This window comes from Mesorhizobium sp. WSM4906 (assembly GCF_029674625.1).
Taxonomy (GTDB): Bacteria; Pseudomonadota; Alphaproteobacteria; order Rhizobiales; family Rhizobiaceae; genus Mesorhizobium.
Map to the genome: position 1 here is coordinate 4,335,827 of NZ_CP121355.1, position 18,016 is coordinate 4,353,842.

Annotated in this window: 23 protein-coding genes; 21 read left to right on the forward strand and 2 right to left on the reverse strand. The window is 63.4% G+C overall.

Going from position 1 to position 18,016, the window contains the following annotated elements; all coding sequences use genetic code 11:
• The first annotated feature begins 57 nt into the window (after positions 1–57).
• The gene (gene rpoC, locus QAZ22_RS20735; RefSeq protein WP_278202598.1) at positions 58–4,254 is read left to right on the forward strand and encodes a DNA-directed RNA polymerase subunit beta'; all 4,197 of its coding nucleotides are present in this window, start codon (positions 58–60) and stop codon (positions 4,252–4,254) included.
• A gap of 75 nt (positions 4,255–4,329) precedes the next feature.
• Positions 4,330–4,995: an O-methyltransferase gene (locus QAZ22_RS20740; protein WP_278202599.1), complete on the forward strand. Its 666-nt coding sequence runs from the start codon at positions 4,330–4,332 to the stop codon at positions 4,993–4,995.
• Between the two features lie 25 nt (positions 4,996–5,020).
• Here the strand turns inward: QAZ22_RS20740 and QAZ22_RS20745 are convergent, their stop codons facing one another.
• A complete protein-coding gene (locus QAZ22_RS20745; RefSeq protein WP_278202600.1) occupies positions 5,021–5,950 on the reverse strand; it encodes a Gfo/Idh/MocA family oxidoreductase in 930 nt (309 codons plus the stop codon).
• Between the two features lie 96 nt (positions 5,951–6,046).
• Complete coding sequence (locus tag QAZ22_RS20750) at positions 6,047–6,328, reverse strand: transcriptional regulator (RefSeq protein WP_278077448.1); 282 nt, start codon at positions 6,326–6,328, stop codon at positions 6,047–6,049.
• 462 nt (positions 6,329–6,790) lie between these two features.
• Between QAZ22_RS20750 and rpsL the strand changes: the two genes are divergently transcribed.
• The 19 genes from rpsL (at position 6,791) to rpsN (ending at position 18,005) form a co-directional block, all read left to right on the forward strand.
• Positions 6,791–7,162 carry a 30S ribosomal protein S12 gene (rpsL, locus tag QAZ22_RS20755; protein WP_006202128.1) on the forward strand — a complete coding sequence of 124 codons (372 nt, stop codon included), beginning with the start codon at positions 6,791–6,793 and terminating at the stop codon, positions 7,160–7,162.
• Positions 7,163–7,224: 62 nt separating this feature from the next.
• Positions 7,225–7,695, forward strand: a complete 471-nt coding sequence (gene rpsG / locus QAZ22_RS20760; RefSeq protein WP_059189563.1) for a 30S ribosomal protein S7 — start codon at positions 7,225–7,227, stop codon at positions 7,693–7,695.
• Between the two features lie 29 nt (positions 7,696–7,724).
• Entirely contained in the window at positions 7,725–9,815 is a 2,091-nt protein-coding gene (fusA, locus tag QAZ22_RS20765; protein ID WP_041003104.1) for an elongation factor G, read from the forward strand.
• A gap of 65 nt (positions 9,816–9,880) precedes the next feature.
• Positions 9,881–11,056 (forward strand): elongation factor Tu, encoded by a 1,176-nt coding sequence (gene tuf / locus QAZ22_RS20770; RefSeq protein WP_278077423.1) that lies wholly within the window; start codon positions 9,881–9,883, stop codon positions 11,054–11,056.
• Between the two features lie 68 nt (positions 11,057–11,124).
• A complete protein-coding gene (rpsJ, locus tag QAZ22_RS20775) occupies positions 11,125–11,433 on the forward strand; it encodes a 30S ribosomal protein S10 (protein ID WP_006205468.1) in 309 nt (102 codons plus the stop codon).
• A 93-nt stretch (positions 11,434–11,526) separates the two neighbouring features.
• Positions 11,527–12,243 (forward strand): 50S ribosomal protein L3, encoded by a 717-nt coding sequence (gene rplC, locus QAZ22_RS20780; RefSeq protein ID WP_278077422.1) that lies wholly within the window; start codon positions 11,527–11,529, stop codon positions 12,241–12,243.
• Positions 12,243–12,863 (forward strand): 50S ribosomal protein L4, encoded by a 621-nt coding sequence (gene rplD / locus QAZ22_RS20785; RefSeq protein ID WP_126094109.1) that lies wholly within the window; start codon positions 12,243–12,245, stop codon positions 12,861–12,863. Before rplC ends, rplD begins: the two co-directional genes overlap by 1 nt.
• The gene (locus tag QAZ22_RS20790; RefSeq protein ID WP_059188488.1) at positions 12,860–13,153 is read left to right on the forward strand and encodes a 50S ribosomal protein L23; all 294 of its coding nucleotides are present in this window, start codon (positions 12,860–12,862) and stop codon (positions 13,151–13,153) included. Before rplD ends, QAZ22_RS20790 begins: the two co-directional genes overlap by 4 nt.
• 22 nt (positions 13,154–13,175) lie before the next feature.
• Positions 13,176–14,009: a 50S ribosomal protein L2 gene (gene rplB, locus QAZ22_RS20795; protein ID WP_278202601.1), complete on the forward strand. Its 834-nt coding sequence runs from the start codon at positions 13,176–13,178 to the stop codon at positions 14,007–14,009.
• Positions 14,010–14,025: 16 nt separating this feature from the next.
• Positions 14,026–14,304: a 30S ribosomal protein S19 gene (gene rpsS, locus QAZ22_RS20800; protein ID WP_006205463.1), complete on the forward strand. Its 279-nt coding sequence runs from the start codon at positions 14,026–14,028 to the stop codon at positions 14,302–14,304.
• 3 nt (positions 14,305–14,307) lie between these two features.
• Complete coding sequence (gene rplV, locus QAZ22_RS20805) at positions 14,308–14,697, forward strand: 50S ribosomal protein L22 (protein WP_059188489.1); 390 nt, start codon at positions 14,308–14,310, stop codon at positions 14,695–14,697.
• A complete protein-coding gene (gene rpsC / locus QAZ22_RS20810) occupies positions 14,697–15,419 on the forward strand; it encodes a 30S ribosomal protein S3 (protein WP_126084115.1) in 723 nt (240 codons plus the stop codon). The genes rplV and rpsC overlap by 1 nt, the downstream gene beginning before the upstream one ends.
• Positions 15,420–15,446: 27 nt before the next feature.
• Positions 15,447–15,860: a 50S ribosomal protein L16 gene (gene rplP / locus QAZ22_RS20815; RefSeq protein WP_027170364.1), complete on the forward strand. Its 414-nt coding sequence runs from the start codon at positions 15,447–15,449 to the stop codon at positions 15,858–15,860.
• A gap of 12 nt (positions 15,861–15,872) precedes the next feature.
• The gene (gene rpmC, locus QAZ22_RS20820) at positions 15,873–16,073 is read left to right on the forward strand and encodes a 50S ribosomal protein L29 (protein ID WP_278077418.1); all 201 of its coding nucleotides are present in this window, start codon (positions 15,873–15,875) and stop codon (positions 16,071–16,073) included.
• Positions 16,074–16,084: 11 nt separating this feature from the next.
• Positions 16,085–16,324 (forward strand): 30S ribosomal protein S17, encoded by a 240-nt coding sequence (gene rpsQ, locus QAZ22_RS20825; RefSeq protein ID WP_059188492.1) that lies wholly within the window; start codon positions 16,085–16,087, stop codon positions 16,322–16,324.
• Between the two features lie 82 nt (positions 16,325–16,406).
• Positions 16,407–16,775, forward strand: coding sequence for a 50S ribosomal protein L14 (gene rplN, locus QAZ22_RS20830; RefSeq protein WP_006205457.1), 369 nt, complete (start codon positions 16,407–16,409; stop codon positions 16,773–16,775).
• A gap of 12 nt (positions 16,776–16,787) precedes the next feature.
• Positions 16,788–17,102 carry a 50S ribosomal protein L24 gene (rplX, locus tag QAZ22_RS20835; protein ID WP_040983021.1) on the forward strand — a complete coding sequence of 105 codons (315 nt, stop codon included), beginning with the start codon at positions 16,788–16,790 and terminating at the stop codon, positions 17,100–17,102.
• The gene (gene rplE, locus QAZ22_RS20840) at positions 17,095–17,673 is read left to right on the forward strand and encodes a 50S ribosomal protein L5 (protein WP_095815056.1); all 579 of its coding nucleotides are present in this window, start codon (positions 17,095–17,097) and stop codon (positions 17,671–17,673) included. The genes rplX and rplE overlap by 8 nt, the downstream gene beginning before the upstream one ends.
• A 26-nt stretch (positions 17,674–17,699) precedes the next feature.
• Positions 17,700–18,005: a 30S ribosomal protein S14 gene (gene rpsN, locus QAZ22_RS20845; protein WP_095777623.1), complete on the forward strand. Its 306-nt coding sequence runs from the start codon at positions 17,700–17,702 to the stop codon at positions 18,003–18,005.
• Positions 18,006–18,016 lie beyond the last annotated feature (11 nt).

An 18,016-nucleotide genomic window follows, 5' to 3' on the forward strand; every position in this document is an offset into this window, starting at 1 on the left:
GCATTCGGCCCGCGATCGATGCAAGGGGTTTTCGAGGACCCCGAAAAGGAGAACGGCATGAACCAAGAGGTCATGAATCTCTTCAACCCCCAGGCGCCTGCGCAGGTGTTCGATTCGATCCGGATCTCGCTTGCCAGCCCTGAGAAGATTCTGTCCTGGTCGTTCGGCGAGATCAAGAAGCCGGAGACCATCAACTACCGCACCTTCAAGCCGGAGCGTGACGGTCTGTTCTGCGCGCGCATTTTTGGCCCGATCAAGGACTACGAGTGCCTGTGCGGCAAGTACAAGCGCATGAAGTACAAGGGCGTCATCTGCGAGAAGTGCGGCGTCGAAGTCACGCTGTCGCGCGTCCGCCGCGAGCGCATGGGCCATATCGAGCTCGCCGCGCCCGTCGCCCACATCTGGTTCCTGAAGTCGCTGCCCTCGCGCATCGGCACGCTGCTCGACATGACGCTGAAGGACATCGAGCGTGTGCTTTACTTCGAGAACTACATCGTCACCGAGCCCGGCCTCACCGCGCTGAAGGAGCACCAGCTGCTCAGCGAGGAAGAGTACATGCTGGCCGTCGACGAGTATGGCGAGGATTCCTTCACCGCCATGATCGGCGCCGAGGCCATCCATGACCTGCTCGCCGGCATGGACCTGGAGAAGATCGCCGGCGACCTGCGCTCCGAGCTGGCTTCGACCACGTCCGAGCTCAAGCAGAAGAAGCTCTTGAAACGGCTGAAGGTCGTCGAGAACTTCATGGAATCCGGCAACCGCCCGGAATGGATGATCATGAAGGTGGTTCCGGTTATCCCGCCGGACTTGCGCCCGCTCGTCCCGCTGGACGGCGGCCGCTTCGCGACGTCCGACCTCAACGACCTCTATCGCCGCGTCATCAACCGCAACAACCGCCTGAAGCGGCTGATCGAGCTGCGCGCGCCGGGCATCATCGTGCGCAACGAAAAGCGCATGCTGCAGGAGGCCGTCGACGCGCTCTTCGACAACGGTCGCCGCGGCCGCGTCATCACCGGCGCCAACAAGCGTCCGCTGAAGTCGCTGTCCGACATGCTGAAGGGCAAGCAGGGCCGGTTCCGCCAGAACCTGCTCGGCAAGCGCGTCGACTATTCCGGCCGCTCGGTCATCGTGACCGGTCCGGAGCTCAAGCTGCATCAGTGCGGCCTGCCGAAGAAGATGGCGCTCGAACTCTTCAAGCCCTTCATCTACGCCCGCCTCGACGCCAAGGGTTTCTCCTCGACGGTCAAGCAGGCGAAGAAGCTGGTCGAGAAGGAGCGTCCGGAGGTTTGGGATATCCTCGACGAGGTCATCCGCGAGCATCCGGTGCTGTTGAACCGCGCGCCGACGCTGCACCGCCTCGGCATCCAGGCGTTCGAGCCGATCCTGATCGAAGGCAAGGCGATCCAGCTGCATCCGCTGGTCTGCACGGCCTTCAACGCCGACTTCGACGGTGACCAGATGGCGGTCCACGTGCCGCTGTCGCTGGAAGCGCAGCTCGAAGCCCGCGTGCTGATGATGTCGACCAACAACATCCTGCACCCGGCCTCCGGCGCGCCGATCATCGTGCCGTCGCAGGACATGGTTCTCGGTCTCTACTATCTGTCGATCGTCAACCAGAACGAGCCGGGCGAAGGCATGGTGTTCGCCGACATGGGCGAGCTCCAGCATGCGCTGGAGACCAAGGCCGTCACGCTGCACGCCAAGATCAAGGGTCGCTTCCGCACGGTCGATGCCGAAGGCAAGGTCGTGTCGAAGATCTACGACACCACGCCTGGCCGCATGATCATCGGCGAGCTTCTGCCGAAGAACGTCAACGTGCCTTATGAGACCGCCAACCAGGAGATGACCAAGAAGAACATCTCCAAGATGATCGACACCGTCTACCGCCACTGCGGCCAGAAGGAGACGGTCATCTTCTGCGATCGCATCATGGCCCTCGGCTTCGCCCATGCCTGCCGCGCCGGCATTTCGTTCGGCAAGGACGACATGGTGATCCCGGACACCAAGCTGAAGCTGGTCTCCGACACCGAGGCTTTGGCCAAGGAGTACGAGCAGCAGTACAATGACGGCCTGATCACCCAGGGCGAGAAGTACAACAAGGTGGTCGACGCCTGGGCCAAGTGCTCGGAAAAGGTCGCCGACGAGATGATGGCTCGCATCAAGGCGGTCGAGTTCGAGGAAAACGGCCGTCAGAAGCCGATGAACTCGATCTACATGATGTCGCATTCGGGTGCGCGCGGTTCGCCCACCCAGATGCGCCAGCTCGCCGGCATGCGCGGCCTGATGGCCAAGCCTTCGGGCGAGATCATCGAGACGCCCATCATCTCGAACTTCAAGGAAGGCCTTACCGTGCTCGAGTACTTCAACTCGACCCACGGCGCCCGCAAGGGTCTGGCCGACACTGCGTTGAAGACGGCGAACTCGGGTTACCTGACCCGCCGTCTGGTCGACGTGGCGCAGGACTGCATCGTCAATTCGCTGGATTGCGGCACCGACAAGGGCCTCACCATGCAGCCGATCGTCGATGCCGGCCAGATCGTCGCCTCGGTCGGTCAGCGCGTGCTGGGCCGCACGGCGCTCGACGACATCAACCATCCGGTCTCCGGCGAATTGCTGGTCAAGGCCGGCAAGCTGATGGACGAGCGCGACGTGGAGCAGATCGAGAAGGCCGGCGTGCAGTCGGTGCGCATCCGCTCGGCGCTGACCTGCGAGGTCAGGACCGGCGTCTGCGCGGTCTGCTATGGTCGCGATCTTGCCCGCGGCACGCCCGTCAACCAGGGCGAGGCTGTCGGCGTCATCGCTGCGCAGTCGATCGGCGAGCCGGGCACCCAGCTCACCATGCGCACCTTCCACATGGGCGGCACCGCGCAGGTGGTGGACTCTTCGTTCCTTGAAGCCTCCTATGAGGGCAAGGTCGAGATCCGCAACCGCAACGTGGTGCGCAACTCCGACGGCCAGCAGATGGTCATGGGCCGCAACATGGCGGTCCTGATCCTCGACGAGGCCGGCAAGGAGCGCGCCACGCACCGCGTCGCCTATGGCTCGCGCATCTTCGTGGACGATGGCGACAAGGTGAAGCGCGGCCAGCGCATCGCCGAGTGGGATCCTTATACCCGCCCGATCCTCACCGAAATCGAGGGCAAGGTGGCGTTCGAGGATCTGGTCGACGGCATTTCCGTTCAGGAAACGGCCGACGAATCGACCGGCATCACCAAGCGCGAGGTCATCGACTGGCGCTCGACGCCGCGCGGCAGCGACCTGAAGCCGGCGATCGTCGTCCAAGACGCCAAGGGCAAGGTCGGCAAGCTGTCGAAGGGCGGCGATGCGCGCTTCCTGCTCTCGGTCGAGGCCATCCTCTCGGTCGAGCCGGGCGCACATGTCCGTCCGGGCGACGTGCTGGCGCGTATCCCGATGGAAAGCGCCAAGACCAAGGACATCACCGGTGGTCTGCCGCGCGTTGCCGAACTGTTCGAGGCTCGCCGTCCGAAGGACCACGCCATCATCGCCGAGATCGATGGCACGATCCGCTTCGGCCGCGACTACAAGAACAAGCGTCGCATCATCATCGAGCCGCATGACTCGACGCTGGAGCCGGTCGAGTACCTGATCCCGAAGGGCAAGCCGTTCCATCTCCAGGACGGCGACGTCATCGAGAAGGGCGACTACATCCTCGACGGCAACCCGGCGCCGCACGACATCCTGGCGATCAAGGGCGTGGAGGCGCTTGCGTCCTACCTCGTCAACGAGATCCAGGAGGTCTACCGCCTGCAGGGCGTGTCGATCAACGACAAGCACATCGAGGTGATCGTTCGCCAGATGCTGCAGAAGGTCGAGATCACCGCGCAGGGCGACTCGACCTACATTCCTGGCGACCACGTCGACGTGATCGAGCTGGAAGAGGTCAACGAGCGCCTGATCGAGGACGGCAAGAAGCCGGCCGAAGGTCAGCCGGTGCTGCTCGGCATCACCAAGGCCTCGCTGCAGACGCCGTCCTTCATCTCGGCCGCCTCCTTCCAGGAGACGACCAGGGTGCTGACCGAAGCTGCGGTTGCCGGCAAGACCGACATGCTGCAGGGTCTGAAGGAAAACGTCATCGTCGGCCGTCTGATCCCGGCCGGCACCGGCGGCACGATGAGCCAGATCCGGCGCATCGCCACCTCGCGCGACGAGCTGATCATCGACGAGCGCCGCAAGGCGTCCGGCGTCGAGGTCGCCGAGCCGATGCTGACCAACATGGTCAACGCCGCGCAGTAAGCGCGGATGGAACAAGAGAAAGAAAAGGGGCCTGCGTGGCCCCTTTTTGCATTCCTGCCAAGACGAGGATGAACCATGAGCGCCAGGACCTGGACGGCTGTCGACGACTATATCGTCGCCTCTCTCTTCGAAGCGGATCCCGCGCTTGACGCCGCGCTTGCGGCCAACCGCGAGCAGGGTCTGCCGGCCATCGACGTTTCGCCAGCGCAGGGCAAATTGCTTTCACTGCTGGTGCGGATTGGCGGTGCGAAAAAGGTGCTCGAGATCGGCACGCTCGGCGGCTACTCGACCATCTGGATGGCAAGGGGTCTGCCTGCCGACGGCAAGGTCGTGACGCTGGAACTCGACCCGCACCACGCCGAGGTCGCGCGCTCGAACTTCGAGCGGGCAGGGGTCTCCGACAAGGTGGATTTGCGTCTCGGGCCGGCCCTTCAGTCGCTCACGGTGTTGGTCAGCGAAAATGCCGGTCCGTTCGACCTGATCTTCATCGACGCCGACAAACCGAACAACCCGAACTATCTCTCTTGGGCCATGCGGCTTGCGCGCTCGGGGACGGTGATCGTCTGCGACAACGTCATCCGCGACGGCGCCGTCGTGAACAAGGATAGCGGCGATGCCAACGTCGAAGGCGCACGCGCGGCGTTCTCCTTCATTGGCGGCGAGAAGCGCCTGAACGGCACCGCCATCCAGACCGTCGGCGCCAAGGGCTACGACGGGTTTGCCATTGCGATCGTGGACTGACGCCGGCAGCGCCGGTCCCGCCGACTCAATCGAAGAACGCCTCGACCACGTTGCGCTTGCCGAGCATGAAGGCGTCGGCGACATGCTGAAGCGGTGCCAGGTCGACGTCTGAGATGCCGGCCCGCACGATCTCGGCGAAACGTTTGTAGAGCATCGGATATTCGGCCTCCGGCTCGTCGTGGATGATCTTGCCGTCGACGGCGAGCTTTGCGCCGCCGCCCGAAAGCACCATCTTGCCCTTGTCGGTCTCGGCCAGGATGTCCCAGCTCTGCGGTCCGGTCTGCAGCCAGTCGAGCTCCATCGTCACCGGCAGCCCGTTCGAGGTGCGGAAGACGACATGCGCTGCGACCGGCGAAGCACGATTCTCGGGGAAGTCGAGAATGGCCGAGGTGATGAACATCGGCGGCAGGATGTGGGTCGCGATCGACAGGGCGTTGATGCCGGGATCGAAGACGCCGAAACCGCCCGGCGCCCAGATCCATTCCTGGTTCGGGTGCCAGCGGCGCACGTCCTCCTTCCAGTTGACGGCGGCCGACCTGACCCTGGCCGAGGCGAGGAAGGCACGCGCGGCCTCGACCGCCGGCGCATAGCGCGAATGCCAACTGGCGAAAAGCGAAACGCCTTTCTTCGCGGCAATCGCCTTCAGGTCCTCGACCTCGCTGACGGTGGCGCCCGGCGGCTTCTCCATAAAGACATGCTTCCCGGCCTCGAGCGCGGCTCGCGCCGCGTCGTAGCGGAACTGCGGCGGCATGCAGAGCGAGACGGCTTCCAGGTTGGGCTCGGCGTCGAGCATCGCCTCGATCGTCGGATAGTTCGGAATGCCGTCCACCTTGCCGTGGCGGCTCGCGGCGGCTGCAAGCTGATAGCTGCCGTCCTTGGCGAGTGCGGGAAGGTGCTGATCGCGGACGATCTTCCCAACGCCGACGATACCGAGCCTGATGGGATTGCTGGTCATGGGAGCTCCGAGGGATTTTGGCTGAGATGTTCTAGGCAGGACAAAGGTGCCGGGCAAGCCAGGACGAATGAGGAGGCGTTCCGGCCGCCTTGCCGATCAGATCGGTTCGTCGAAGGTGACGATCGACACTTCACCTTCCAGCGCGCCCTGATAGGCCGACAGATGCGGCTCTTCGTCGGGCACGCCTTCCATGTCGCCGATCTGGTCGAGCTCGGCTTCGGCGAATCCTTCGGCCGCGAGCGATTCGAGGGCGCGGCGCACGGCAGAATCATCGTCGGGCGCGACCAGCATCACATGCACGCCCTCCGGCTTGCCGCCCTTGCGCCGCCAGACCCGGCCGGTGATGATGGTGACCGGGCGCTCTTCATTGTCGTTCACGGGCTGATTCCTCCGGAAGAGAGGGTTTTTGCCATTCATGCCGCCTTCTTGCACGAAGCCGGCCGAGATGACAGCCGAAAGCCGGTCACTTTCTTCCCCGCTCTTGAAAAAAGACGCAAGAAAATTACATGCGTTTTCCGCATGGCTGCCAAGCTCCGGATCGGGCGCAATATTTGCCGTTCCGGGGTTGACGGATATCGGCCTTGCGAGTAGAAGCCGCCACGTCAGAACCGATGTGAGACTTGCCTTTCCGAGGCGACGCGCCTTGGAGTTTGCCTCAAACAGGGTTCGTTTTACGAGCGAAAAGACATCTCCGGCGCGCATGAAGCGGCTTCCGCTTCCTCTGCAATTTGTTCGGGCAGGACCGCGAGACGCGGTGTGTTGCCCGAATTTGCGTATGGAAATGACGCTTTGAGCGGCCCTGACAGGGCAAGACACGGAATTGAGAGACAAGAGGGTTTAATGCCTACCGTCAACCAGCTGATCCGCAAGCCGCGCCTGGCGCCGGTGAAGCGCAACAAGGTCCCGGCCATGCAGCAGAACCCGCAGAAGCGGGGCGTCTGCACGCGCGTCTACACCACGACGCCGAAGAAGCCGAACTCGGCGCTGCGCAAGGTGGCCAAGATCCGCCTGACCAATGGTTTCGAAGTGATCGGCTACATCCCGGGCGAAGGCCATAACCTTCAGGAGCACTCGGTGGTCATGATCCGCGGCGGCCGCGTCAAGGATCTGCCGGGTGTCCGCTACCACATCATCCGCGGCGTGCTCGACACGCAGGGTGTGAAGAACCGCAAGCAGCGCCGTTCGAAATACGGTGCGAAGCGTCCGAAGTAAGGGTTTCCGGCTTCGGCGCTTTTTTTGACTGCGCCGTGCCACGAGATTGAGAGACAAAAGCCATGTCCCGTCGTCACAGTGCAGAAAAGCGTGAGATCAATCCGGACCCCAAGTTCGGCGACCTGATCGTCACCAAGTTTATGAACGCCGTCATGTATGACGGCAAGAAGTCGGTCGCCGAGACCATCGTCTACGGCGCGCTCGACCAGGTCCAGGCAAAGACCAAGCAGGAGCCGGTTACCGTCTTCCATCAGGCGCTCGACAATGTCGCGCCGCATGTGGAAGTGCGCTCGCGTCGCGTCGGTGGCGCTACCTACCAGGTTCCGGTCGACGTGCGCCCCGAGCGCCGTCAGGCGCTGGCGATCCGCTGGCTTATCGCCGCGGCCCGCAACCGTAACGAGACCACCATGATCGACCGCCTCTCGGGCGAGCTGATGGATGCGGCCAACAACCGCGGCACGGCCGTCAAGAAGCGTGAAGACACCCACAAGATGGCGGAAGCCAACCGCGCCTTCGCGCACTACCGCTGGTAAAGCGCGAACGAGACTGAGAGGCACCTCCCATGGCCCGCGAATACAAAATCGAAGACTACCGCAATTTCGGTATCATGGCGCATATCGACGCCGGCAAGACCACGACGACCGAGCGCGTCCTGTACTACACGGGCAAGTCGCACAAGATCGGCGAAGTCCATGACGGCGCTGCCACCATGGACTGGATGGAGCAGGAGCAGGAACGCGGCATCACCATCACCTCGGCCGCGACCACGACCTTCTGGAAGGGCCGTGACGGCAAGATGCGCCGCTTCAACATCATCGACACCCCCGGACACGTCGACTTCACCATTGAGGTCGAGCGTTCGCTGCGCGTGCTCGACGGCGCCATCGCGCTGCTCGACGCCAACGCCGGCGTCGAGCCGCAGACCGAGACCGTGTGGCGCCAGGCCGACAAGTACCACGTGCCGCGCATGATCTTCTGCAACAAGATGGACAAGATCGGCGCCGACTTCTACCGCTCGGTGGACATGATTGGCTCGCGCCTCGGCGCGCAGGCCGTCGTCATGCAGCTGCCGATTGGCGCCGAGACCGAGTTCAAGGGCGTTGTCGACCTCGTCGAGATGAACGCGCTCGTCTGGCGCGACGAGACGCTGGGCGCTGCCTGGGACGTCGTCGAGATTCCGGCCGACCTCAAGGAGAAGGCCGCGCAGTATCGCGAGAAGATGATCGAGGCCGCCGTCGAGATGGACGAGACCGCGCTCGAGAACTACCTCGAAGGCAACATGCCGTCGAACGACGAGATCCGCGCGCTGATCCGCAAGGGCACCATCGCGGTCAAGTTCTTCCCGATGTTCTGCGGCTCGGCCTTCAAGAACAAGGGCGTGCAGCCGCTGCTCGACGCTGTCGTCGAATATCTGCCGTCGCCGATCGACGTGCCGGCCATCAAGGGCGTCGACGCCAAGACTGACGCCGAGATCGAGCGTCATGCCGACGACAACGAGCCGCTGTCGATGCTGGCGTTCAAGATCATGAACGACCCGTTCGTCGGCTCGCTGACCTTTGCTCGCATCTATTCGGGCAAGCTCACCAAGGGCACCTCGCTCGACAACACCGTGAAGGGAAAGAAGGAGCGCATCGGCCGCATGCTGCAGATGCATGCGAACTCGCGCGCCGACATCGAGGAAGCCTATGCAGGTGACATCGTAGCACTTGCCGGCCTCAAGGACACGACCACCGGCGACACGCTCTGCGACCCGCTGCATCCGGTCATCCTCGAGCGCATGGAATTCCCCGATCCGGTCATCCAGATCGCCATCGAGCCGAAGACCAAGAACGACCAGGAGAAGATGGGCCTCGCGCTGCATCGCCTGGCGGCCGAGGACCCGTCCTTCCGCGTCAAGACCGACGAGGAAAGCGGCCAGACCATCATCGCCGGCATGGGCGAGCTGCATCTCGACATCATCGTCGACCGCATGCGCCGCGAGTTCAAGGTGGAAGCCAATGTCGGCGCTCCGCAGGTGGCCTATCGCGAGACGATCACCCGCACCCACGAGCAGGACTACACGCACAAGAAGCAGACCGGCGGTACCGGCCAGTTCGCGCGCGTCAAGATCCTGTTCGAGCCGAACACCGAGAGCGAAGAGTTCGTGTTCGAGTCCAAGATCGTCGGCGGCGCGGTGCCGAAGGAATACATCCCGGGCGTCGAGAAGGGCATCCAGAGCGTCATGGGCTCCGGCCCGTTCGCCGGCTTCCCGATGATCGGCGTCAAGGCGACGCTGATCGACGGCGCCTTCCACGACGTCGACTCCTCGGTGCTGGCGTTCGAAATCGCGTCCCGCGCCTGCTTCAAGGAAGCAGCGCCCAGGCTCGGCGTGCAGCTGCTCGAGCCAATCATGAAGGTCGAGGTCGTGACGCCGGAAGACTATGTCGGCGGCGTCATCGGCGACCTCAACGGCCGCCGTGGCCAGATCCAGGGCCAGGAAGCGCGTGGCGTGGCTGTCGTCATCAACGCCATGGTGCCTTTGGCCAACATGTTCAAGTACGTCGACAATCTGCGTTCGATGTCGCAGGGCCGCGCCCAGTACACGATGCAGTTCGACCACTACGAACCGGTTCCGACCGCGGTCGCCCAGGAAGTCCAGAAGAAATACGCGTAACTCGAGCGGGTTGCACGAGACCTTAATTTGAGCCCCGCACGGGCAAGCAGGAATGGAGACATCACATGGCAAAAGGTAAATTCGAGCGCACCAAGCCGCATGTGAACATTGGCACGATCGGTCACGTCGATCATGGCAAGACGTCGCTGACGGCGGCGATCACGAAGTATTTTGGCGAATACAAGCGCTATGACCAGATCGACGCGGCGCCGGAAGAGAAGGCGCGCGGCATCACCATTTCGACGGCGCATGTCGAGTACGAGACGGCCAACCGTCACTATGCCCACGTCGACTGCCCCGGCCACGCCGACTATGTGAAGAACATGATCACCGGCGCCGCCCAGATGGACGGCGCGATCCTGGTGGTTTCGGCCGCCGACGGCCCGATGCCGCAGACGCGCGAGCACATCCTGCTTGCCCGCCAGGTCGGCGTGCCCTCGATCGTGGTGTTTTTGAACAAGGTCGACCAGGTCGACGACGCTGAGCTGCTCGAGCTGGTCGAGCTCGAGGTTCGCGAGCTTCTGACCAAGAACGAGTTCCCCGGCGACGACATTCCGATCGTCAAGGGCTCGGCGCTGGCAGCCCTCGAGGACTCCAACAAGACCATCGGCGAGGACGCCATCCGCGAGCTGATGGCTCAGGTCGACGCCTACATCCCGACGCCGGTGCGTCCGCTGGACAAGCCGTTCCTGATGCCGATCGAGGACGTGTTCTCGATCTCGGGCCGCGGCACGGTCGTGACCGGCCGCGTCGAGCGCGGCGTGGTCAAGGTCGGCGAGGAGCTGGAGATCGTCGGCATCCGTCCGACGGCCAAGACCACCTGCACGGGCGTCGAGATGTTCCGCAAGCTGCTCGACCAGGGTCAGGCCGGCGACAACATCGGCGCGCTGCTGCGCGGCATCGACCGCGAGGGCGTTGAGCGCGGCCAGGTTCTGGCCAAGCCCGGTTCGGTGAAGCCGCACAAGAAGTTCACGGCCGAAGCCTACATCCTGACCAAGGACGAGGGTGGCCGTCACACGCCGTTCTTCACCAACTACCGTCCGCAGTTCTACTTCCGCACGACCGACGTGACGGGCATCGTGACGCTGCCGGCCGGCACCGAGATGGTGATGCCTGGCGACAACATCACCGTCGACGTCGAGCTGATCGTGCCGATCGCCATGGAAGAGAAGCTGCGCTTCGCCATCCGTGAAGGCGGCCGCACCGTCGGTGCCGGCATCGTCGTCACCATCAAAGAGTAATTGGACTGAAACGGATCTGTCGCGGGCGCGGGGGCTGCCCGCGCCGCGCCAGAACAAGGAATTGACGCATGAACGGACAGAATATCCGCATCCGCCTTAAGGCGTTTGATCACCGGGTGCTCGACGCCTCGACGCGCGAAATCGTGTCGACCGCCAAGCGCACCGGCGCCAACGTCCGCGGCCCCATTCCGCTGCCGACGCGGATCGAAAAGTTCACGGTCAACCGGTCGCCTCACGTCGACAAGAAGAGCCGCGAGCAGTTCGAGATGCGCACCCACAAGCGGCTGCTCGACATCGTCGATCCGACCCCGCAGACGGTCGATGCTCTGATGAAGCTCGATCTGGCCGCCGGTGTCGACGTCGAGATCAAGCTCTAAGGAACAAGAGGGCGGGGCGACCCGGAACTCTGAAGGAACAAGAGGCGTGGAGGGGCGCTAGCCCCGACAGGGAACTCTAAAGGAATTGAACCGATGCGTTCAGGTGTGATTGCAAAGAAGGTGGGAATGACCCGCATCTACAACGATGCCGGGGAACACGTTCCCGTCACCGTTCTCCAGATGGAGAACTGCCAGGTCGTGGCGCAGCGCACGCAGGAGAAGAACGGCTACACCGCCGTCCAGCTCGGCGTTGGCCTTGCCAAGGTGAAGAACACGTCGAAGGCGATGCGCGGCCATTTCGCTGCCGCCTCCGTCGAGCCGAAGGCGAAGCTCGCCGAGTTCCGTGTCTCCGCCGAGAACATGATCGACGTCGGCGCCGAGCTCACCGTCGAGCACTTCGTCGCCGGCCAGAAGGTCGACGTGACGGGCACCTCGACGGGCAAGGGTTTCCAGGGCGTGATCAAGCGGCACAACATGGGTGGTGGCCGCGCCACGCACGGTAACTCGGTCTCACACCGCACGCACGGCTCGACCGGTCAGCGCCAGGACCCCGGCAAGGTGTTCAAGGGCAAGAAGATGGCCGGCCACATGGGCGACGTCCGCGTCACCACGCAGAATGTCGAGGTCGTCTCGACCGATGCCGACCGCGGCCTGATCCTGATCCGTGGCGCCGTTCCGGGCGTCAAGGGCGCCTGGATCCTGGTCCGTGACGCGGCCAAGGTTGCGCTGCCGGCCAATGCGCCGAAGCCTGCCGCGATCCGCGCTGCTGCCGCCAAGAACGAAGCCCCGGCCACCGAGGGAGCGGAATAATGGACCTCAAGATTACAACGCTCGGCGGCAAGGACGCCGGCAAGGTGAAACTCTCCGAGGAGATTTTCGGCCTTGACCCGCGCGAGGACATCCTGCAGCGCGTCGTGCGCTGGCAGCTCGCCAAGAAGCAGCAGGGCACGCACAAGGCCAAGGGCCGCGCCGAGATCGCGCGTACCGGCGCCAAGATGTACAAGCAGAAGGGTACGGGCCGCGCCCGTCACCATTCGGCTCGCGCTCCGCAGTTCCGCGGCGGCGGCAAGGCGCACGGTCCGGTCGTGCGCAGCCACGAGCACGAGCTGCCGAAGAAGGTGCGCGCGCTGGGCTTGAAGCATGCTCTCTCGGCCAAGGCCAAGAGCGCTTCGCTGATCATCGTCGACGAGCTGAAGCTGGCCGAAGCCAAGACCAAGGCGCTGGCAGCTAGCCTTGAGACGCTCGGGCTCACCAATGCCCTGGTGATCGGCGGCGCCGAGCTCGACCAGAACTTCAAGCTGGCGGCCACCAACATTCCCAACATCGACGTGCTGCCGATCCAGGGCATCAACGTCTACGACATTCTGCGCCGCGGCACGCTGGTCCTTTCCAAGGCCGCCGTCGAGGCTCTCGAGGAGCGCTTCAAATGACCGACCTTCGTCACTACGACGTGATCGTCTCGCCGGCGATCACTGAAAAGTCGACCATGGCTTCCGAGCAGAACCAGGTCGTCTTCAACGTCGCCAAGAAGGCGTCGAAGCCGGAAATCAAGGCCGCCGTCGAAGCGCTCTTCGGCGTCAAGGTGATGGCCGTGAACACGCTCGTCCGCAAGGGCAAGATCAAGCGCTTCCGCGGCACGGTTGGCCGCCAGGGCGACGTCAAGAAGGCGGTTGTGACGCTGGCCGACGGCCAGTCGATCGACGTCGCGACGGGTCTCTGAGCAAGGCCGCGAGGACAGGACAATGGCACTCAAGAAATTCAACCCGGTAACGCCGAGCACCCGCCAGCTGGTCATCGTCGACCGCTCGGGCCTCTACAAGGGCAAGCCCGTCAAGGGCCTGACCGAAGGCCTGACCAAGTCGGGCGGCCGCAACAACTGCGGCCGCATCACGGCCCGCTTCATCGGTGGCGGTCACAAGCGTTCGTACCGCATCATCGACTTCAAGCGTAAGAAGTACGACGTCGTCGGCACGGTGGAGCGTATCGAATACGATCCGAACCGCACCGCCTTCATCGCGCTGATCAAGTATGACGATGGCGAGCTGTCCTACATCCTGGCGCCGCAGCGTCTGGCTGCCGGCGACAAGATCGTGGCTGGCGAAGCCGTCGACGTGAAGCCGGGCAACGCGATGCCGCTGGCCTCCATGCCGGTCGGCACGATCGTCCACAACATCGAGCTGAAGCCGGGCAAGGGCGGCCAGGTCGCCCGTTCGGCGGGCGGCTACGCCCAGCTCGTCGGCCGCGACCAGGGCATGGCGATCCTGCGTCTGAACTCGGGCGAGCAGCGCGTCGTGCACGGCTCCTGCATGGCCACCGTCGGCGCCGTGTCGAACCCCGACCACGGCAACATCAACGACGGCAAGGCCGGCCGCACGGTGTGGCGCGGCAAGCGCCCGCACAATCGCGGCGTGGCCATGAACCCGGTCGATCATCCGCACGGCGGTGGTGAAGGCCGCACCTCGGGTGGCCGTCATCCGGTTTCGCCCTGGGGCAAGCCGACCAAGGGCAAGAAGACGCGGTCCAACAAGGCGACCGACAAGTTCATCGTGCGCTCGCGCCATCAGCGCAAGAGCTAAGAAGAGGTAACGCCAAGTGACTCGTTCGATTTGGAAAGGCCCCTTCATCGACGGCTACCTTCTCAAGAAGGTGGACAAGGTTCGTGAAGGCGGTCGCAATGAGGTGATCAAGATGTGGAGCCGTCGCTCCACCATCCTGCCGCAGTTCGTCGGCTTCACCTTCGGTGTCTACAACGGCCAGAAGCATGTCCCGGTCTCGGTGAACGAGGACATGGTCGGTCACAAGTTCGGTGAATTCGCTCCGACCCGGACCTATTACGGTCACGGTGCGGATAAGAAGGCGAAGAGGAAGTAAATCATGGGCAAGGCCAAAGCTCCGCGTAGGCTTGCTGACAACGAAGCGCGCGCCGTGTTGCGCACGATCCGTATCAGCCCGCAGAAGCTGAACCTGGTTGCCGCGCTGATCCGCGGCAAGAAGGTCGCGACAGCGCTTTCCGACCTCGAATTCTCGGCCAAGCGGATTTCCGGCACGGTCAAGAAGACGCTGGAATCGGCGATCGCCAACGCGGAAAACAACCACGACCTCGATGTCGACTCGCTGATCGTATCGGAAGCCTATGTCGGCAAGTCGATCGTCATGAAGCGGTTCCACGCTCGTGGCCGTGGTCGCGCCAGCCGTATCGAAAAGCCGTTCTCGCACCTCACGATCGTCGTTCGTGAAGTCGAGGAAAAAGGGGAGGCCGCATAATGGGCCAGAAAGTCAATCCGATCGGGCTGCGTCTCGGCATCAACCGCACCTGGGATTCGCGCTGGTTCGCGAACACCGGCGAGTACGGCCAGCTGCTGCATGAGGACATCAAGATCCGCAAGTATCTTGAGAAGGAACTCAAGCAGGCCGCGATCTCCAAGGTGGTGATCGAGCGTCCGCACAAGAAGTGCCGCGTCACCATCCACGCCGCGCGCCCGGGCCTGATCATCGGCAAGAAGGGCGCCGACATCGAGAAGCTCCGCAAGAAGCTGATGGAGATGACGAAGTCCGAGACGCACCTCAACATCGTTGAAGTGCGCAAGCCGGAAATCGACGCCACGCTGATCGCCCAGTCGATCGCCCAGCAGCTCGAGCGCCGCATCGCGTTCCGCCGCGCCATGAAGCGCGCCGTTCAGTCGGCCATGCGTCTCGGCGCCGAAGGCATCCGCATCAACTGCTCCGGCCGTCTCGGCGGCGCCGAAATCGCGCGCATGGAGTGGTACCGCGAAGGCCGCGTGCCGCTGCATACGCTGCGCGCCGACGTCGACTACGGCGTTGCCGAGGCGAACACGGCTTACGGCATCTGCGGCGTCAAGGTTTGGGTGTTCAAGGGCGAGATCCTCGAGCACGACCCGATGGCCTCTGAGCGTCGCGCCACGGAAGGCGATCATGCAGGTGCCGCTGGCGAGCGCGAGCGCGGTCGCCGTCGCGAGAACGCCTGAGACATTTGAGAATTTGGAGTTAGAACGATGCTGCAGCCAAAGCGCACAAAGTTCCGCAAGCAGTTCAAGGGCCGTATCCACGGTACCGCCAAGGGCGGCACCAACCTGGATTTCGGCGGTTTCGGACTGAAGGCGCTTGAGCCGAACCGCGTCACCGCGCGCGAGATCGAGGCGGCCCGCCGCGCGATCACCCGCGAGATGAAGCGCGCCGGCCGCGTCTGGATCCGGGTTTTCCCGGATCTGCCGGTCACCTCGAAGCCGACCGAAGTGCGCATGGGTAAGGGCAAGGGCGCCGTCGACTATTGGGCGGCGCGCGTCAAGCCTGGCCGCATCATGTTCGAGATCGACGGCGTCAGCGAGGAGACCGCGCGTGAGGCGCTGCGTCTCGGCGCCGCCAAGCTCTCGGTCAAGACGCGCTTCGTACAGCGCATCGCAGAATAAGGACGGGCGATCATGAAAGCCGAAGATATCCGGACCAAAACCCAGGATCAGCTGACCGACGATCTGGCCGCCCTCAAGAAGGAGCAGTTCAACCTGCGCTTCCAGAAGGCCACCGGCCAGCTCGAGAAGACCGCGCGCGTGAAGCAGGTCCGCAGGGACATCGCGCGCATCAAGACCATCGCCGCGGAAAAAGCCGCGGCCAAGAAGGCTTAAGGACGAGAACCATGCCAAAGCGCATCCTGCAGGGCACTGTCGTCAGCGACAAGAACGAGAAGACGGTTGTCGTCAAGGTCGAGCGGCGCTTCACGCATCCCGTGATGAAGAAGACCGTGCGCCTGACCAAGAAGTACAAGGCGCATGACGAGAACAACGCCCACAAGGTCGGCGACCAGGTGTTCATCCAGGAATCGAAGCCGATCTCCAAGGACAAGCGCTGGATCGTCGTCACTTCGGATCAGGCTTGATCCGGGCGAACGAAACGAATTTTGGACAGACCGGGGAAGGGTGTCGAACCCGTCCCGTTAGAAAAGAAGAAGGCGGCCAGTCATGATTCAGATGCAAACAAACCTCGACGTCGCGGACAACTCCGGCGCCCGTCGTGTCATGTGCATCAAGGTGCTGGGCGGCTCGAAGCGGAAGTATGCCTCCGTCGGTGACATCATCGTGGTGTCGATCAAGGAAGCCATCCCGCGCGGCCGCGTGAAGAAGGGCGATGTGATGAAGGCGGTCGTGGTTCGCACGGCCAAGGACATCCGCCGCCCGGACGGCAGCGTGATCCGTTTCGACAAGAACGCGGCCGTTCTCGTCGACAACAAGAAAGAGCCGATCGGCACGCGTATCTTCGGGCCGGTTCCGCGCGAGCTTCGCGCCAAGAACCACATGAAGATCATCTCGCTCGCGCCTGAAGTGCTGTAAGGAGCCGGACCAATGCAAAAGATCAGAAAAGGCGACAAGGTCGTCGTGCTTGCCGGCAAGGACAAGGGCCGTTCGGGCGAAGTCCTGTCGGTGCAGCCGAAGGAAGATACCGCGGTCGTTCGCGGTGTGAACCTCATCCGCCGTCACCAGAAGCAGACCCAGTCCCAAGAGGGCGGGATCATCACCAAGGAAGCGCCGATCCACCTGTCGAACATCGCGCTGGCCGACCCCAAGGACGGCAAGCCGACCCGCGTCGGCTTCACCATCCAGAAGGACGGCAAGAAGGTGCGCGTCGCCAAGCGTTCGGGAGAAGTCATCAATGGCTAAGGCTGAAACCAAGCAGGCGGCTGCCAAGAACGAGCCGCGCCTCAAGAAGGTCTACAACGAGACCATCCGCAAGGCGCTGCAGGAGCAGTTCGGCTATGACAACGACATGCAGGTTCCGCGCCTGGACAAGATCGTGCTGAACATGGGCGTCGGCGAGGCGACCGGCGATTCGAAGAAGCCTTCGGTCGCGGCCGAAGACCTCGCGCTGATCGCCGGCCAGAAGGCCGTCGTCACCCGCGCCCGCAATTCGATTGCCGGTTTCAAGGTGCGCGAGAACATGCCGATCGGCGCCAAGGTCACGCTGCGCAAGGAACGTATGTACGAGTTCCTCGACCGTCTCGTGAACATCGCGCTGCCGCGCGTCCGCGACTTCCGCGGACTGAACCCGAAGAGCTTTGACGGCCGTGGCAACTACGCCATGGGCATCAAGGAACACATCGTGTTCCCGGAGATCAACTACGACAAGGTTGATCAGGTCTGGGGCATGGACGTCATCGTTTGTACGACGGCGAAGACGGACGACGAGGCCAGGGCGCTGCTCAAGGCCTTCAACTTCCCCTTCCGCCAGTAACGGCAGCGAAAAAGGAAAAATCTGAAATGGCAAAGACCAGCTCAGTCGAGAAGAACAACCGGCGCCGCAAGCTCGCCGGCCAGTACGCCGCCAAGCGCAAGGCGCTCAAGGAAATCGTCATGGATCAGTCCAAGCCGATGGAAGAGCGTTTCCGCGCCCAGTTGAAGCTTTCGGCGCTGCCGCGCAACTCGGCCAAGATCCGTATCCGCAACCGCTGCGAAGTCACCGGCCGTCCGCGCGCCTACTATCGCAAGCTCAAGCTTTCGCGTATCGCGCTTCGCGATCTGGGCAACAACGGCCAGATCCCGGGCCTGGTCAAGTCGAGCTGGTAAGGAGACACTGA

Excerpts from the sequence above, each read along its gene's own strand:
- rpsJ (WP_006205468.1), top strand. The coding sequence starts at position 11,125 with ATGAACGGACAGAATATCCGCATCCGCCTTAAGGCGTTTGATCACCGG.
- rpsN (WP_095777623.1), top strand. The coding sequence starts at position 17,700 with ATGGCAAAGACCAGCTCAGTCGAGAAGAACAACCGGCGCCGCAAGCTC.
- QAZ22_RS20790 (WP_059188488.1), top strand. The coding sequence starts at position 12,860 with ATGACCGACCTTCGTCACTACGACGTGATCGTCTCGCCGGCGATCACT.
- tuf (WP_278077423.1), top strand. The coding sequence starts at position 9,881 with ATGGCAAAAGGTAAATTCGAGCGCACCAAGCCGCATGTGAACATTGGC.
- rplD (WP_126094109.1), top strand. The coding sequence starts at position 12,243 with ATGGACCTCAAGATTACAACGCTCGGCGGCAAGGACGCCGGCAAGGTG.
- QAZ22_RS20745 (WP_278202600.1), bottom strand. The coding sequence starts at position 5,950 with ATGACCAGCAATCCCATCAGGCTCGGTATCGTCGGCGTTGGGAAGATC.
- rplV (WP_059188489.1), top strand. The coding sequence starts at position 14,308 with ATGGGCAAGGCCAAAGCTCCGCGTAGGCTTGCTGACAACGAAGCGCGC.
- rplE (WP_095815056.1), top strand. The coding sequence starts at position 17,095 with ATGGCTAAGGCTGAAACCAAGCAGGCGGCTGCCAAGAACGAGCCGCGC.
- rplP (WP_027170364.1), top strand. The coding sequence starts at position 15,447 with ATGCTGCAGCCAAAGCGCACAAAGTTCCGCAAGCAGTTCAAGGGCCGT.
- QAZ22_RS20740 (WP_278202599.1), top strand. The coding sequence starts at position 4,330 with ATGAGCGCCAGGACCTGGACGGCTGTCGACGACTATATCGTCGCCTCT.
- rpsG (WP_059189563.1), top strand. The coding sequence starts at position 7,225 with ATGTCCCGTCGTCACAGTGCAGAAAAGCGTGAGATCAATCCGGACCCC.
- rplB (WP_278202601.1), top strand. The coding sequence starts at position 13,176 with ATGGCACTCAAGAAATTCAACCCGGTAACGCCGAGCACCCGCCAGCTG.
- rplX (WP_040983021.1), top strand. The coding sequence starts at position 16,788 with ATGCAAAAGATCAGAAAAGGCGACAAGGTCGTCGTGCTTGCCGGCAAG.
- rpoC (WP_278202598.1), top strand. The coding sequence starts at position 58 with ATGAACCAAGAGGTCATGAATCTCTTCAACCCCCAGGCGCCTGCGCAG.
- rplC (WP_278077422.1), top strand. The coding sequence starts at position 11,527 with ATGCGTTCAGGTGTGATTGCAAAGAAGGTGGGAATGACCCGCATCTAC.
- rpsL (WP_006202128.1), top strand. The coding sequence starts at position 6,791 with ATGCCTACCGTCAACCAGCTGATCCGCAAGCCGCGCCTGGCGCCGGTG.
- rpmC (WP_278077418.1), top strand. The coding sequence starts at position 15,873 with ATGAAAGCCGAAGATATCCGGACCAAAACCCAGGATCAGCTGACCGAC.
- rpsC (WP_126084115.1), top strand. The coding sequence starts at position 14,697 with ATGGGCCAGAAAGTCAATCCGATCGGGCTGCGTCTCGGCATCAACCGC.
- rplN (WP_006205457.1), top strand. The coding sequence starts at position 16,407 with ATGATTCAGATGCAAACAAACCTCGACGTCGCGGACAACTCCGGCGCC.
- rpsQ (WP_059188492.1), top strand. The coding sequence starts at position 16,085 with ATGCCAAAGCGCATCCTGCAGGGCACTGTCGTCAGCGACAAGAACGAG.
- fusA (WP_041003104.1), top strand. The coding sequence starts at position 7,725 with ATGGCCCGCGAATACAAAATCGAAGACTACCGCAATTTCGGTATCATG.